The following is a 15,453-nucleotide window of genomic DNA, read 5'->3' as shown; positions in this document are numbered from 1 at the left end:
CCTGGAGTGGGCGCCGAGTTCGAGGGGGTGCCGGCCCCGGATCGCCCCGCGCTCCGCCGGACCGCGGACCCGTGTGACCCATGGGCACGGACAGATCAGGGCGGCGCAGCGCGGGGCGGCGAGGGTCATGGCGTCAGATACGCCTCCACCTCACTGAACTGGCCTGCCGGCCAGCCGGTGTTGGCGCTGACCGTCAGCCGCAGGTGGCGCAGGCTGGTGCCGCTGGGCAGGGAGACGGTCGCCGTGTTGCCGGTCGCCGGGTCGAAGCGGTACCCCTGCGAGCCGACCAGTGTCGCGTAGTTCGAGCCGCCGCTGCTGCCCAGCACGGTGATGGTCTGGGTGCGCGCCCCCCAGGCCGAGGACGGTGGCAGCTTCAGCACCAGCCGGCGCACGGCCTGCGCCGAACCGAGATCGACCGTCAGCGACTGCGGGAAGGCGTTGTTGGTGGACTCCCAGTAGCTGCCCGCGTCGCCGTCGACCGCCTTGCAGGGCGTGTAGACGTCCTGCGAGCCGGTCGCGGTGGCCGGGCGGCCCTTGGCGAGGTTGCGGTTCGGATCGGGGGCCGGGTTGCCCTGGCCCGGCTGCGGCCAGGTCGAGCAGTCCGACCAGGTGCTGTTCCAGCCGGAGTTGCCGCCGCCGTCGGTGACCGTGAAGGCGCCGGAGCCGGCCGGGTAGGGGCAGTTGTAGATGCCCGCCGAGCCCACGCCGGTTGCCTGGACGTTGCTGAACTTCGCCGAGCCCGGTGTCTCGGCCTGGACCACGACGGTGCCGGTGTTGGTGACCTGCGCACCGCTGACGGTGACGTTGTTCGTGGGATAGCCGTGGCCGCCGCCGGAGACGAACTCGAAGGCGCTGTAGGGGCTGTCGGTGATGGTGGTGCTGCTGATGTTGACGGTGGCGTTGATGGCGCTGTCGTAGGAGTCGACCCGCAGGGCGCCCATCGGGTGGTTCCAGTTGGGGTTCATCGCCCCGGTGCGCACCAGTGTGTTGCCGTCGACCGTGATCGTGCCGGCCAGCGGGTAGAAGGGGTCCAGGAACTTCTGGTTGGAGATCGCGATGCCGCTGCCGAGGGCGTTGGTGTCCGAGATCAGGTTGTTCCTGACCGCGATGTCGGTGCCGCCGTAGATCGCGATGCCGTTGGCGAGGTTCGGCTGCGAGATGGTGTTGTTCTCGAAGCTGCTGTTGGTGTCCGGGGAGTGCAGCGACCACATGGCGAGGGCGTCGTCGCCCTGGTTGCGCAGGAAGTTGTTGCGGACGCGGACGCCGTGCGCGGTGCCGTTGAGGTTGAGGCCGTCGGCGGTGGTGTCGAGGATCCGGTTGTTCTCGACGACGAGATTGTCGTTGTTGCCCATCAGCCACAGGCCGACCTTCATGTGCTGGATCCACATGCCGGAGACGGTGGAGTTCGGGCCGAGCGAGCCGTTGACGAAGTTGTCGGGGTTGGAGTCGACGCGCTCGGTGACCTCGCCGATGACGGCGAAGTCCTTGATGTGGACGTTGCCGGAGGAGCTGGACTGGTCGATGAAGCGCGAGGTGTGCACGACCGAGTACCAGTTGCCGGCGCCCTGGATGGTGACGTTCTGGACGCCGTTCAGCGAGGACGTCAGCCGGTAGTCGCCCGGCGGGATCCAGACCACTCCCCCTTGGGCGGCGGCGATGGCGTCCCGGAAGGCCTGGGTGGAGTCACCCTGGCCGCTGGGGTCGGCGCCCTTGGAGGTGACGGACACCGACCCGGCGGGCTGGGTGGCTGCCGCGGCGACCTGCTCGAAGTCGGCGACGTCCACGGTGACCTGGACGTTCGTCGCCACGAAGGCGATCTTGTCGCCGGCCTGGACGTTCCGGCCCAGCAGCAGGCGCGCGTCGTCGAAGAAGTGGTGGGTCTTCGCGCCGGGGATCCAGCCGGTGTTGATGTAGGAGTACTTGGAGGTGACGGCCAGGGTCGTCGCGAGCCTGGTGCCGTTGACGTACACGTCGAGGGAGCCGGACTGGCCGTCGGGGACGCTGTAGGAGAGGTTCACGGCGTTGGCCGCGCGGGGCACGGTGAACTCGACGCGCTGGCCGGCGCTCAGCCGTACGGCCTGGCGTCCGGACGCCTCCGAGGCGAGGGTGCCCTGGGTGTAGTCGGGGCCGATCCTCGTGCCGGTGGTGCCGGCGGACTCGGCCTCGACCGAGGTGAAGGGCAGGGTGGCCCCGGGGGCCGCGTGCGCGGTGGGGGCCAGGGTGACGAGCATGCCGGCCGTCAGGGCGACGGTCGCGCCGATGGCGGGCATGCGCCGGACGGATCTGAACCTGGTGCTGTGCATGTGCTGATCCCTTCCTGGTGGGGGTTCGGGGACAGCGGATGCGGCCTCAGCCGCGGAGCCAGGCCGCCGTGTCCCTCGGCAGCCGCCCCTGGGGGTCCAGCGGGCCGCTGCTGAGCAGCAGTGCGGAGTGCACGGGCAGGTCGACGGGCGTGCCGGCCAGGTTGACCATGCACATCGCGCCCTCCGCGCGGGTGAAGGCAAGGACGCCGTCCGGGGCGGCCAGCCAGGTGAGCGGGCCGTCACCGAAGGCGGGCCGGAGCCGTAGCGCCCGGCGGTAGAGGGAGAGCATCGAGCGCGGGTCGGCGGCCTGGACGTCGGCGGCGTACGCGGACCATCCGACGGGCTGCGGCAGCCAGGGCTCGGACTGCGACCCGAAGCCCGCGTACGGCGCGTCGGCCGTCCAGGGCAGCGGCACCCGGCAGCCGTCCCGCCCCGGGTCGACGCCGTGCGAGCGGAAGTGCATCGGGTCCTGGATGCGGTGCGGCGGCAGCTCCACCTCGGGCAGACCCAGTTCCTCACCCTGGTAGACGTAGACGGACCCCGGCAGAGCGAGCGAGAGCAGGGCCGCGGCCCGGGCTCGGCGGGTGCCGAGGGCGAGGTCGGTGGGGGTGCCGAAGGCCTTGGTGGCGAAGTCGAAAGCGGTGTCCGCGCGGCCGTACCGGGTGACCGTGCGGGTCACGTCGTGGTTGCACAGCACCCAGGTCGCGGGCGCGCCGACGGGCGCGTGCTCGGCGAGGGTCTCGTCGATCGCCGTACGCAGCCGGGCCGCGTCCCAGGGGCAGGTGAGGAAGGCGAAGTTGAAGGCGGTGTGCAGCTCGTCGGGGCGCAGATAGCGGGCGAAGCGTTCGCTGTCGGGGAGCCAGACCTCGCCGACGAAGACTCCGCCGTACTCGTCGGCGATCGCGCGCCAGGAGCGGTAGACGTCGTGGAGTTCGTCGCGGTCGACGTACGGATGCGGGTCGCGCCCCTCGACGAAGTCCGGCAGGTCCGGGTCCTTGGCGAGCAGGGCCGCGGAGTCGATGCGCACGCCCGCCACGCCGCGGTCGAACCAGAACCGCAGGACGTCCTCGTGTTCCTGGCGGACCACCGGGTGGGACCAGTCGAGGTCGGGCTGTTCGGGGGCGAACAGATGCAGGTACCACTCGCCGTCGTCGAGCCGTGACCAGGCGGGGCCCCCGAACTGGGACTGCCAGTCGTTCGGCGGCAGTTCCCCGTGCGGCCCGCGGCCCGGGCGGATGTGGAACAGTGCGCGCTCGGGGCCGCCCGCGCGGGCGGCGCGGAACCACGGGTGCTGGTCGGAGACATGGTTGGGGACGATGTCGACGATCGTGCGGATGCCCGACTCCCGTGCCTCCGCGATGAGCTTCTCGGCCTCCGCGAGGGTGCCGAAGGCGGGGTCTATGGCGCGGTAGTCGGCGACGTCGTAGCCGCCGTCCTTCAGCGGCGACAGGTACCAGGGGTTGAACCAGAGGGCGTCCACGCCGAGTTCGGCGAGGTAGGGCAGCCTCGCGCGGACGCCCGCGAGGTCGCCGGTGCCGTCGCCGTCGCCGTCCGCGAAGCTGCGGACGTACACCTGGTAGATGACGGCGGTGCGCCACCAGTCGTGCTGTGGGCGGGCAGGGGTGGGCTGTCCCACGGTGCGTTGCCTTTCTGTGAAGGGGGTGGCTGTGTCAGCCCTTCGTGCTGCCTGCGCTGATCCCGGCGATGATGTGCCGCTGGAAGACCAGGAACATCGCGACCATGGGGATGCTGGCGATAACCATCGCGGCGACGAGCACGGTCAGCGGGATGTTCTGCGACAGCTGGACGAGCGCGACGCTGATCGGCTGCTTGTCGGTGTCGGAGAAGACCATCAGCGGCCAGAGGAAGTCCTGCCACACCGCGACCAACGCGAAGATCGAGACGACTCCCAGGACCGGCCGGGACATCGGCAGCACGATCGACCACAGGGTGCGCAGCCGGCCGGCGCCGTCGATCTCGGCGGCCTCCAGGACGTCCCGCGGGATCTGGTCGAAGAACCGCTTGAGGAGATAGAGGTTGAAGGCGTTGGCGACGGCGGGCAGCCAGATGCCGAGCGGGTCGTTGAGCAGGCTGGTGTGGATCAGCGGGAGGTCCGCGACGGTCAGGTACTTCGGTACGACGAGGGCCTGGGCCGGGACCATCAGGGTGGCGAGGATGCCGCCGAGGATCACCCTGCCGAAGACCGGCCGGAGCCTGGAGAGCGAGTAGGCGGCGGCCGTGCACAGGACGAGCTGCAGCAGCCAGGCGCCGGCCGCCTGGACGACCGTGTTCCACAGGTGGGTCGGCAGCTGCATCAGGTCCCATGCGTCGGTGTAGCCGCTGAGGTGCCAGTGGTCCGGAACGAGGGTGGGCGGGGTGCGCACCACTTCGTCCGGTGACTTCATGGCGCCGGTGACCATCCAGTACACGGGGAAGAGGAAGGCGAGCGCGAAGAGCAGGACGACACCCGTGAACACGGTCCAGTAGGCGGCCTTGCCGCGCGGGCGGGACAGGGTGAGCGGCGAGACCAGCGTGCGGGTGCTGCTCATGAGACCTCCCCGGCACTGCGGGTCAGGCGGAGATAGACCGCGGAGAAGGCGCTCAGCAGCACGAGCAGCATCACGCTCAGGGCGCAGGCGCCACCGAAGTCGTTGTAGAGGAAGGCGTACTTGTAGATCAGGTAGAGGACGGTGACGGTCGCGTTCTCCGGACCGCCCCCCGTGATCACGAAGGGTTCGGTGAAGACCTGCATGGTGGCGATGATCTGAAGCAGCATCAGCATCAGGACCACGAACCGGGTCTGCGGGATGGTCACGTGCCGGATGCGCTGGAGCAGGTTCGCGCCGTCGAGCTCGGCCGCCTCGTACAGCTCGCCCGGGATGCCCTGCAGCGCGGCCAGGTAGATGAGGACCGTGCCGCCCATGTTGGCCCAGGTGGCGACGACGACCAGGGAGACCAGGGCCGTGTCGGCGCCGTTGGACCAGTTCGAGGTGGGCAGCTGGAGGAAGCGCAGCGCCTCGTTGGCGAGGCCGGCTCCGGGGTCGTAGAACCACTTCCACAGCAGGGCGCTCACCACCGGCGGGATCATCACCGGCAGATAGACCACGACCCTGAAGAACGCCTTGGCGTGCCGCAGTTCGTTGAGGACGAGCGCCAGCACGAACGGCACGGCGAAGCCGATGAGGAGCGCGAGCAGGGTGAAGGTGAGGGTGTTGCGCCAGGCCGCCGTGAACTCGGGGTCGTGCAGGACCCGGGTGAAGTTGGCGGTGCCGACCCACTCGGGCGGGGAGCCCGGTGTGTACTTCTGGAACGCGATCACGACCGCGCGGATCGCCGGGTACCAGGAGAACAGCGCGAAACAGAGCAGGCCGCCCAGCAGGAAGGCGTACGCGCCGGACTGGTCGGCGAGGCGGCGCCGCCCCCGGCCCCCCGCCGGGGACGGCGCCTGGACGGGACGGACGGCGATCGCCTCGACGGGCCGGGCCGCGGCCTTGGTCATCGGGGTCACCCCGGGGGTCATCGCCGTCAGCCCCGGGCCAGGATGCCGTCGATCTTGCCGGACGCGTCCTTGAGGAGCCGGTCGATGTCGGCGTCCTTCTTGGTGAGGACGGCGGAGACGGCGCTGTCCAGCACGGAGTAGATCTGCTGGGCCTGGGGCGGCTCGATCTTCATCGTCAGCTGCTGGTTGCCGTCGAGGAAGGCCTGGTAGTTCTCGACGGGGACGTTGGCGTTGGCCTTCTTGACCTGCTGGTCCCTGGCGTCGGCGGCGCCGGTGAACAGGCGTGGCTCGGGCAGGCCGACCGGGGCGTTCGCCCTCTTGGCGCGGGCGTAGTCGCCGAGGAAGCCCTTGCCCGGGGTGAGGAACATGTGGTCGATCCACTTCAGGCCGGCCCTGATCTGCGCGGGTGTGGCCTTCTTGTTGAACATGTAGCCGTCGCCGCCGATGAGGGTGCCCTTGCCGCCGGGCATGGGGGCGAGTGCCAGGTCCGTGTAGTTGCCGCCCTTCTCCTTCACCAGGATCGGGATGTTGTCGGGTGCGGAGAGGTACATGCCGAGCTTGCCGGAGCCCATCATCTGCTGGACGTCGTTGATGACGAGGAGCTGCTTGCTGCCCATCGAGTCGTCCGTCCAGCGCATGTCGTGCAGGTTCTGCAGGACGGCGTGGCCCTCGGGGGTGTCGACGGTGGCCTTCTTGCCGTCGGCGCCGACGACGTCGCCGCCCTGTGAGTACATCTCGGCGGTGAAGTGCCAGCCACCCTGGTTCTGGGCGCTGTAGTCGGCGTATCCGACGGTGCCGCCTCCGAGCGCGGCGATCCTCTTGGCGTCGGCACGGACCTCGTCCCAGGTGGCGGGGGGCCTGTTGGGATCGAGTCCCGCCCTCTGGAAGAGCTTGCGGTTGTAGATCAGGCCCATCGAGTAGCCGGTGCGCGGGACGCCGTAGATCTTGCCGTCGACCGTGTAGATGTCGCGCAGCTGCTTCTGGATGGTGTCGTAGCTCTTCAGCTCCTTGATGTAGGGCGTGAGGTCGGCGGCCTGGTGGACGCCGACGACATGCCGGACGTCGGTGAAGTACGTGTAGAACACGTCCTCCATCTGGCCGCCGGCGAGCTTGGCGTCGAAGGTCTTGGGGTCCTCGCAGGGGAACGCGTCATGGGCGACGACGTCGATGCCCGGGTTCTGCTTCTCGAAGGAGGCGATGTCCTGCTCGAAGAAGCCGCGGTCGACCTTGGCGCTCTTGGGAGGCATGCAGTTGACCGTGATGCGCGTTGCGCCGCCGGCGGAGTCGCTGTTCGACCCACAGGCGGTGAGAGCGAGGGAACAGACGCTGAGCGCGACGAAGGTACGGCGGAACCCGGTGCTTCTCATCGGTGGACCCCTTTGGGCAGGAGCGGTGGGCGCCGCACACTCAAGCACCGCCGACATCCTTCCGCAAGATGTCGCGCAGATTCTGTAATTGATTGACAGAAGGATGGATCTCTAGTCGCGCGGCGCTTGCGCGGTGGATCCCCGTACCACCAACTCCGGCTCGAACAGCAGCTCTTCCGCGGGTACGGCGGTGCCGCCGATCTGCGCGTTCAGCAGTTCCACGGCGGCCCGGCCCATGGACTCGATGGGCTGGCGCACGGTGGTCAGCGGAGGCTCGGTGCAGTTCATGAGCGCGGAGTCGTCGTAGCCCACCACCGAGATCTGTGACGGTACGTCAAGTCCCTTGCGGCGGGCCGCCCTCACCGCTCCCAGCCCGAGCGGGTCGCTGGCGCAGACGATACCGGTGACCCCGCGGTCGATGAGCCGGGAGGCCGCGGCGTGACCGCCCTCGATGGAGAAGATGGCGCGTGCCACGAACTCGTCGGGAACGTCGGCCAGGGTCCGGGCCGCCGCGAGCTTCCGCGCCGACGGCACATGGTCGCCGGGCCCGAGCACGAGCCCGATCCGCTCGTGGCCGAGCGAGGCGAGGTGCCGCCACGCCTGCTCCACGGCCACGGCGTCGTCGCAGGAGACGCCCGGGAAGCCGAGGTGCTCGATGGCCGCGTTGACCAGGACCACCGGGATGTTGCGGTCCGCGAGCAGGCGGTAGTGGTCGTGCGGGGCGTCGGCCTGCGCGTACAGGCCGCCGGCGAAGACGACGCCGGAGACCTGCTGCTGCAGCAGCAGCGTCACATAGTCGGCCTCGGAGACGCCGCCCTTGGTCTGCGTGCACAGCACGGGCGTCAGTCCGAGCTGGGCGAGTGCGCCGCCGATCACCTCGGCGAACGCGGGGAAGATCGGGTTCTGCAACTCCGGCAGGACGAGCCCCACGAGCCGCGCGCGCTCGCCGCGCAGCTGCGTGGGCCGCTCGTAGCCGAGGACGTCGAGCGCGGAGAGCACGGCCTGCCGGGTGGCCTCGGAGACACCGGGCTTCCCGTTGAGCACCCGGCTGACCGTGGCCTCACTGACCCCGACCTTCTTCGCCACCTCAGCAAGTCGTCGCGTCATGAGCGCAAGACTAGCGCAAGGAGCGCAAGCGGCTTGCGTAACCGTAACCGTAACCGTAACCGGGGCGCCGCCTCGCAGGCGGCGCCCCCTAGATCCTGCTCTCCGTCGCCGTGTCCGCCGACATCCGCTGGGCGATGTAGATCGGGATCACCGACAGCAGGACGAGCACCGCCGCCACCACGTTCACGACCGGGGCCTGCTGAGGGCGGGTCATGTTGTTGAAGATCCAGATGGGGAGGGTCTCGACGCCCGGCCCGGCCGTGAACGTCGTCACCACGATCTCGTCGAAGGACAGCGCGAAGGCGAGCAGCGCGCCCGCGAACAGCGCCGAGCGCACCAGCGGGAACGTGACGTCGACGAAGGCGCGGAAGGTGTCGGCTCCCAGGTCCATCGCCGCGTCCTCGTAGGAGCCGGAGGTGCGGCGCAGCCGTGCGACCACGTTGTTGAAGACGACGACGATGCAGAAGGTGGCGTGCCCGACGATCACCGTGAACAGGCCGAGGCCGACCCCCAGGGGCTGCAGGACCGTACTGAACGCGGAGTTGAGCGCGATGCCCGTGACGATACCGGGCAGCGCGATCGGCAGGACGACCACGAAGGAGATGGCGTCGCGGCCGAAGAAGCGGTGCCGGGCCACCGCGAAGGCGATCAGCGTGCCGAGCACCAGCGCGATCGCGGTGGCGCCGAGGCCCGCCTTGACCGAGACCCACAGCGCGTTGCGGGCCCCCGCGTTCTCCCAGGCCACCGACCACCAGTGGACGGTCCACCCGGGCGGCGGCCAGCTCGCGCTGCGGTCGGGGTTGAAGGAGTTGACCAGCACGAGCGCGAGCGGGACGTAGATGACCGCGAAGCCGAGCCCTGCGGCGACGCGCAGCGCGATGCGCGCGGAGCGGGACAGTTGCATGACGAGGGACCTCTTCTAGAGGCTGCTGAGCGCGCCCGTGCGGCGCATCGCCAGCAGGTACAGCACGATGACCACCACCGGAACCGTGCCCAGCGCGGCGGCCATGGGCAGGTTGAGTTCGATGTTGGAGTAGACGAGGTTGCCGATCAGCTGCGTCTTGCCGCCCACGATCTGCACGGTGATGTAGTCACCGAGGCTGAGCGAGAAGGTGAAGACGGAACCGGCGGCGACGGACGGCAGCACCATCGGCAGCACGACCGAGCGGAAGGTCCGGCCGGGCCGCGCCCCGAGGTCCGCCGACGCGTCGAGGAGGTCGGCGGGCAGCTGTTCCAGGGCCGTGTGGACCGGCAGGATCATGTACGGCAGCCAGAGATACGTCAGCGTCATGACGGCCGCCGGCAGGCCGAAGCCGGGTCCGCCGATCCCGAACGGCTTCAGCATCCAGTCGGCGAGCCCGCCCTGGGACAGGATCAGCCGCCAGGCGTACACCTTGACCAGGTAGCTCGCCCACAGCGGGGTGAGGATCGCCACCACCAGCAGGGGGCGCCACCGGGGGCGAGCGACCCGCGCGGTGTAGAAGGCCAGCGGGAAGGCGATCACCGCGCACAGGACGGTGACCGCGAGGGCCACGCCGACGCTGCGCAGGATCACCTGCCGGAAGACGGGTGTGGTCAGCAGCGCGTTGAAGTTGTCGGTCGACCAGACCCTCACCACCTCGGAGGTGAAGGAGTTCGTCGTCCAGAACGCCGAGACGAACAGCACGCCGAGCGAGCCGAGATAGAGCACGGCCAGCCACAGCAGGGGGGCGGTCAGCAGGAGGGACAGCCGCAGCCGCCGACGGCGGTGCAGCAGCCCGGCGAGCCGCCGGACGGGGGTCCGTCCGGCGGCAGGCAGGCTTGCGGTCATCGTCGTGCCCTCAGCCCTTGATCTCGGTCCAGGCCTGGACCCACTTGGCGTACGGCACGCACTTGACGTCCGTACGGCCGTCGAGGCACTGCTCGATGGGCGTGTTCCAGAAGGCGACGTTCTTCCAGTAGGCCGTGTCGGCGGCGTGGAAGGTGGTGCAGAAGCTCTTGTCGCTGGTCTGGTCGCACGCCTTGGCGTTGGAGGGTGCCTCGCCGAAGTACTCGGCGACCTGGGCGTTCACCTTCGGCGAGATGATCCAGTCCATCCACTTGTAGGCGCAGTTGGGGTGCTTGGCCTTGGCCGAGAGCATCCAGGTGTCGGACCAGCCGGTCGAACCCTCCTTGGGTACGAAGGCGTTGACCTTGGCACCCTCGCTCTTGGCGAGGTTGGCGATGACCTGCCAGGCGGTGCCGACCACGGAGTCACCGCTCTTGAAGGCGGAGACCTCCTTGAGGTAGTCGCCCCAGTACTCGCCGACGTTCTTGTTCTGCTGCTTCAGCAGGGCGACCGCCGCGTCGAACTGCTTCTGGTCGAGGGCGTACGGGTCCTTGATCTTCAACTCGGGCTTGGTGGCCTTCAGATAGAGCGCGGCGTCGGCGATGTAGATCGGCGAGTCGTACGCGGTGACGTGGCCCTTGTACTTGGCCGCGTCGTCGAAGACCGCGGACCAGGAGGTCGGCGCGGGCTTGACCTTGTCCGTGTTGTACATCAGCAGGTTGGCGCCGCGTCCGTGCGGGATGCCGTACGCCTTGCCCTTGACGGAGTTCCACGCCTGCAGCTTCAGATCGCCGAAGACGTCCTTGTAGTTGGGCACGAGATCGGTGTTGACCGGCGCCGCGTCACCGGAGGCGATCAGGCGCAGGGAGGCGTCGCCGGAGGCGGAGACGGCGTCGTACTCGCCGGTCTTCATCAGCTTGACCATCTCGTCGGAGCTGGCGGCGACCTTGGAGTGGACCTGACAGCCGGTCTGCTTCTGGAAGTCGCTGACCCAGTTGACCTTGGGATCGTTGGAGCCGTTCTCGATATAGCCGGCCCAGGCGACGAGGTTGACCTGGCCCTCGGTCTTGCCCAGCTTCGACTGCGCCTTCATGTCCGGCGGGTTGAGGCCCGTCGACGGGGACGAGCCGCCCGAGCCGGACGAGCCGCAGGCGGTGGCCGCGAGCAGCACCGCGGCGGCGGCGGTGGCCTTGAGGGTTCGGGTGAGACGCACGACGTTCTCCATACGTGACGTGACAGGGGCCTGGCGTGGGGGTTCAGCGGGCGTCGGGGACCTGGACGGTGTGGCGGCGGTGCCACTGCAGCCGCACCCGGGTGCCGCGATAGGCGGCGACGTCCTCGGAGGAGGTCTCCAGGTTCTGCTGGAGCGCGGTGAGACGGCCGCCGGCGTCGAGGTCCACGAGGAAACGAGTGGCGTCTCCCAGGTAGACCACCTCGGCGACGGTGCCCGTGGCGGTGGAGTGCTGCGGCTCGTCCGCGATGGCGGACTCCTTGAGGACCCGGATCTTCTCGGGCCTGATGCTGTACGTGCCCGGGGTGCCGACGACCCTCCGGGCCGCCTCGCCGTCGAGCAGGTTCGAGGTGCCGACGAAGGAGGCGACGAACGCGGTGGCGGGGCGCTCGTAGATCTCGGCGGGCGTGCCGACCTGTTCGATGCGGCCCTGGTTGAAGACGGCGATGCGGTCGCTCATCGTCAGGGCCTCCTCCTGGTCGTGGGTGACGAACACGAAGGTGATGCCGACCTCGCGCTGGAGCGCCTTGAGTTCGACCTGCATCTGCTCCCGCAGCTTGAGGTCGAGGGCGCCGAGCGGCTCGTCCAGCAGCAGCAGACGGGGGCGGCCGACGAGCGCGCGGGCGAGTGCGACGCGCTGACGCTGACCGCCGGACAGCTGGCTCGGACGACGCTTGCCGAAGCCTTCGAGGCGTACGTCGGCGAGCGCCTTGCGGGCCCGCTGGAGCCGTTCGGCCTTGGGCACCTTGCGGACCTTGAGGCCGTAGGCGACGTTCTGCTCGACGGTCATGTGCGGGAAGAGCGCGTAGTCCTGGAAGACGGTGTGCACATCGCGCTCGAAGGGCGCGAGCCCGGTGACCTCCTGGCCCGCCAGCTCGACGGTTCCCGAGCTGGGGCTCTCGAAGCCCGCGATCATACGCAGGACGGTCGTCTTGCCGGAGCCGGACGGGCCGAGCATCGAGAAGAACTCCCCGTCGGCTATCTCCAGGTCGACCCCGGCCACGGCGGTGGTGCCACCGAACTCCTTCCGCAACCCCCGCAGCCGGATGGCGCTTCCCTCCATGGACGGGAACCTTTCTGGTGCACTCTTACGTTGAGTGCAAAGATATGAAGTCATAGTTCAAAGCTCAAGACCCCTTTAAGGTAAAGGTTGAGTCAACGCACAAGGTGGTGGCCGTGATGCACAACAGAGCCGGCGGGGCCCGGAGAGCCGTGTTCACCCCCGTGGACACCCGGGCGCGCGTCGAGACGGTCGTCCGCCGGCTCGGCGACGCCATCGAGCTCGGGCTGCTCGCCGACGGGGAACAACTGCCGGGCGAGAGCGAGCTGGCGGGACAGCTCGGCGTGTCCACCGTGACCCTGCGGGAGGCGCTGATGGCGCTGCGCCAGCAGGGCCTGGTCACCACCCGGCGGGGGCGCGGCGGCGGCAGCTTCGTCTCGCTGCCCGCGGACCCGGCCGAGGAGCGGATCAAGGCGCGGCTGGCCGGCTGGGGCACGGAGGAGCTGCGCGACCTCGGCGACCACTGGGCGGCCGTCTCCGGCGCCGCCGCCCGGCTCGCGGCCCAGCGCACCGAGCCGGACGACCTCCAGCCGCTGCGCCGCACCCTGGACGAGTTCACGGCGGCCGAGGACGCGGCGGCGCGCAGCCGTGTGTACGGCCGGTTCCATGTGGAACTGGCCGCCGCCGCGCAGTCCGCCCGGCTCACCCGGGAGCAGGTCGCGCTGCAGACGGAGATCGGGGCACTGCTGTGTCTCGTGCTCGGGGACGACGCCTATCGCGAAGAGGTGGCGGACCGTCATCGCTCCGTGATCTCAGCCGTGCAGGACGGGGCCCACGATTCGGCCAGGGAACTGGCCGAGCGGTGCGTCCAGGAATCGACGGCACGGCTCATCGCGCTGCGCCTCGCCCTGTAAGGGATCCTTGCACTATGCCCGCCCGGGTCGTGGCCGCCGGGACGAGGCGGGCCCCGGAGCCGTCGGCGACCTGAACGCCGACGGAGCCGGGGCCCCGGGGCGAGTCAGTCCTGCGGGGCGGGCACCACGCTGAGGTGGCTCACCGTGCGCCGGGGGCCGCGTCCCGCGCGCGGGCCCGGGGCCGGTCGGCGCGCCTCGCGCAGCACCAACGTCAGCCGCGAGTACCCCATGTCCTGGAGGGTCTTGGGGGTCTCCCCCACCACCCGGCAGTCGGTGCCCCAGCGCGGGTCGGGGTGCAGCAACGGGCGCACCGCCCCGTCGTGCTCCACGGCGTGCGGCCCGGCCGCGCGGATCCAGTGCGGCAGGCCGTGCCGGTAGGCGGCATCCATGATCGGGTCCTGGGCGATGTCCCGGCGGATGGACTGCAGCACATGGTCGTGGCCGTGCCGCTCCACCGCCGCGGCGAAGTGCGCCAGCATCGGCAGACACCAGCTCGACTCGTGCTCGCCGAGCACCGTGTCCGCGTCGGGGTGGAAGAGGACGAACCGCAGGAAGTTGTCGCCCGGCATGGCCGTCGGGTGCGGCGCCACCCCGCGGAAGAGCGTCTCGAAGGCGGTGTTGGCCAGGACGACGTCCCAGCGGTGGTCGAAGACGACGGACGGGAAGGGGACGGCATCGAGGAGCGTGGCATAGTCCTGCAGATACGCCCTTGCTTCGGGACTCTCGGGGACGGGCCGCGGCTGCGACCGCTGCCCTCCTGCCTGAAACGCCATCGGGAGGTCACCCCTCTTGCCCTTGCGGCCTTCACGCGGCGCCCTGATCCTGCTGCGCCGAGTCCGACGGTGTCAACTATCGTGGCATTTAACGCCGGTTGACGGCTGAATCTCGCCACAGTTGTGGCGAGACCTGGATGTGAGTTCGAGAGAACGGCTAATCTCCGGAGGGTTCCTGACGACTATGTGAACGACCTGAGAGAGACGTAGGAGATCTGTCGGTGACGGATGGCTTCGAGGTTCCGGGCGCCACGGCGACGGGTCTGCTGCCGGCCGTCGTGGCCCGTGTCACCGCCCTCGCCGACCGGCTGGGTGTGCGGCACGAGGAGATCTTCGACGTCTCACGCCTGTCGGTCGAATCCGGCGTCCCCGAGCCGGTGGTGAAGGCGCTGCTCAGCGGAGTGCCCGCCGGGGAGCCGGATCTTCAGGCCCGCTTCCTGCAGCGCTTCGACCTCTTGCGCCGCACGCGGCTGAAACCCAACGGGCGCAAGTACACGCAGCAGGAGATCGCCGACGGCGCGGGCATGTCGCGCCAGCAGGCGGGTGCCCTCATCAACGGCGACCGTCGCCCCACCATGGAGCACTGCGACGCCATACAGCGGTTCTTCCGTGTGCATGCCGGGTTCCTGACGGCCGAGGACCCCGAGGCGCTCACGAACGCGCTCCAGCGCTGCGAACAGGAGCTCCTCCAGCAACTCGCGGACCGGGAGCGCCAGGCGGCCGAAGGCGCCGACGATCCTCTGGAGCGGCTTCTGCAGGACCACGGCGTCCGCGGTATCGCCTGGCGGGCGGCCCAGCTGCCCACCGACCAGCACCGGGACAAGGTCGCGGAGTGGCTGGACATGCTCCTGGAGAGCGTCAAGCGGCCCGAGTCCTGATCCGGGGGAGAATCATGGGCATGGGAAGGGAAATGCGCCGCCTGTGCGGCGAGTTGGTCGCAGAGCTCTCGCTCTCGGCACCGGCCGAGCCCGCCGACCTGTACGCCGCGCTGTGCGAGGCAATGAGCAGACGCCGTGGCCGCCCCGTCCAGTTCCGCGTGGCCGCCTTCCCGCCCGGCACGGCGAGCGGGCTCTGGCTCGACATGGCCGACCAGGACCTCGTCGTCGTGGAGGAACGCACCGCACCCGACCACCAGTTGGTGATCCTGGGTCACGAGCTGTGGCACATGCACGCCGGGCACCACGGTCACCATGTGGCGGGCGCGGCGGTCGCGGCGCGTTCTCTGAACGACACCGCCTATCTGCAGGCGACCGTCCACCGGGTCGCCGCCCGTACACACTTCGACCTCGCCGACGAGAAGGACGCCGAGAGCTTCGGACTACTGCTGGCCAGCAAGTGCCGTACGTGGCTGGCCGGTTCCTCACTGCGCGGGCCGGTGAAGCGCGACGACCTGGCGGGCCGGATCGAGGCCTCGCTGGGGTATCGCGGGCCACAGGGCTGAGAGGCGAAGAC

Annotated in this window: 14 protein-coding genes; 3 read left to right on the top strand and 11 right to left on the bottom strand. The window is 69.7% G+C overall.

Translation table 11 applies throughout. The annotated features are described in order from the left end of the window. Positions 1-125: 125 nt before the first annotated feature. From ASC56_RS26670 to ASC56_RS26625, 10 genes are all read right to left on the bottom strand, one after another. Positions 126-2,303 carry a discoidin domain-containing protein gene (locus ASC56_RS26670; protein WP_055494101.1) on the bottom strand — a complete coding sequence of 726 codons (2,178 nt, stop codon included), beginning with the start codon at positions 2,301-2,303 and terminating at the stop codon, positions 126-128. 46 nt (positions 2,304-2,349) lie between these two features. Then, the gene (locus tag ASC56_RS26665) at positions 2,350-3,939 is read right to left on the bottom strand and encodes an alpha-amylase family glycosyl hydrolase (RefSeq protein WP_055494100.1); all 1,590 of its coding nucleotides are present in this window, start codon (positions 3,937-3,939) and stop codon (positions 2,350-2,352) included. Between the two features lie 34 nt (positions 3,940-3,973). Beyond that, positions 3,974-4,852 (bottom strand): carbohydrate ABC transporter permease, encoded by an 879-nt coding sequence (locus ASC56_RS26660; RefSeq protein WP_055494099.1) that lies wholly within the window; start codon positions 4,850-4,852, stop codon positions 3,974-3,976. Further along, the gene (locus ASC56_RS26655; RefSeq protein ID WP_055494269.1) at positions 4,849-5,802 is read right to left on the bottom strand and encodes a carbohydrate ABC transporter permease; all 954 of its coding nucleotides are present in this window, start codon (positions 5,800-5,802) and stop codon (positions 4,849-4,851) included. Before ASC56_RS26655 ends, ASC56_RS26660 begins: the two co-directional genes overlap by 4 nt. A 26-nt stretch (positions 5,803-5,828) precedes the next feature. Further along, positions 5,829-7,169: an ABC transporter substrate-binding protein gene (locus ASC56_RS26650; RefSeq protein ID WP_055494098.1), complete on the bottom strand. Its 1,341-nt coding sequence runs from the start codon at positions 7,167-7,169 to the stop codon at positions 5,829-5,831. A gap of 111 nt (positions 7,170-7,280) precedes the next feature. Beyond that, positions 7,281-8,276, bottom strand: a complete 996-nt coding sequence (locus ASC56_RS26645) for a LacI family DNA-binding transcriptional regulator (RefSeq protein WP_199836075.1) — start codon at positions 8,274-8,276, stop codon at positions 7,281-7,283. An 88-nt stretch (positions 8,277-8,364) separates the two neighbouring features. Next, positions 8,365-9,180 carry an ABC transporter permease gene (locus ASC56_RS26640; protein ID WP_055494096.1) on the bottom strand — a complete coding sequence of 272 codons (816 nt, stop codon included), beginning with the start codon at positions 9,178-9,180 and terminating at the stop codon, positions 8,365-8,367. A 15-nt stretch (positions 9,181-9,195) separates the two neighbouring features. After that, positions 9,196-10,086 (bottom strand): ABC transporter permease, encoded by an 891-nt coding sequence (locus ASC56_RS26635; protein WP_055494095.1) that lies wholly within the window; start codon positions 10,084-10,086, stop codon positions 9,196-9,198. 10 nt (positions 10,087-10,096) lie between these two features. Beyond that, positions 10,097-11,296 (bottom strand): ABC transporter substrate-binding protein, encoded by a 1,200-nt coding sequence (locus ASC56_RS26630; RefSeq protein ID WP_055494268.1) that lies wholly within the window; start codon positions 11,294-11,296, stop codon positions 10,097-10,099. A 43-nt stretch (positions 11,297-11,339) separates the two neighbouring features. Next, positions 11,340-12,377: an ABC transporter ATP-binding protein gene (locus tag ASC56_RS26625; protein WP_055494094.1), complete on the bottom strand. Its 1,038-nt coding sequence runs from the start codon at positions 12,375-12,377 to the stop codon at positions 11,340-11,342. A gap of 116 nt (positions 12,378-12,493) precedes the next feature. On the opposite strand from ASC56_RS26625, the gene ASC56_RS26620 reads away from it, so the two are divergent. Then, positions 12,494-13,228 (top strand): FadR/GntR family transcriptional regulator, encoded by a 735-nt coding sequence (locus tag ASC56_RS26620; protein ID WP_055494267.1) that lies wholly within the window; start codon positions 12,494-12,496, stop codon positions 13,226-13,228. A gap of 104 nt (positions 13,229-13,332) precedes the next feature. On the opposite strand, the gene ASC56_RS26615 is transcribed toward ASC56_RS26620, so the two are convergent. Further along, a complete protein-coding gene (locus ASC56_RS26615) occupies positions 13,333-14,001 on the bottom strand; it encodes a hypothetical protein (RefSeq protein WP_055494093.1) in 669 nt (222 codons plus the stop codon). Between the two features lie 221 nt (positions 14,002-14,222). Between ASC56_RS26615 and ASC56_RS26610 the strand changes: the two genes are divergently transcribed. Both ASC56_RS26610 and ASC56_RS26605 read left to right on the top strand, forming a co-directional pair. Continuing rightward, on the top strand, positions 14,223-14,879 hold the full coding sequence (locus tag ASC56_RS26610) for a helix-turn-helix transcriptional regulator (RefSeq protein ID WP_055494092.1): 657 nt from the start codon (positions 14,223-14,225) through the stop codon (positions 14,877-14,879). A gap of 32 nt (positions 14,880-14,911) precedes the next feature. Then, on the top strand, positions 14,912-15,442 hold the full coding sequence (locus tag ASC56_RS26605) for a hypothetical protein (protein WP_055494091.1): 531 nt from the start codon (positions 14,912-14,914) through the stop codon (positions 15,440-15,442). Positions 15,443-15,453 lie beyond the last annotated feature (11 nt).

It is taken from the genome of Streptomyces sp. TP-A0356 (genome assembly GCF_001417775.1).
GTDB lineage: Bacteria > Actinomycetota > Actinomycetes > Streptomycetales > Streptomycetaceae > Streptomyces.
Note: the sequence above shows the minus strand (reverse complement) of the source record. Positions and strands in the feature narration are given on the sequence as shown.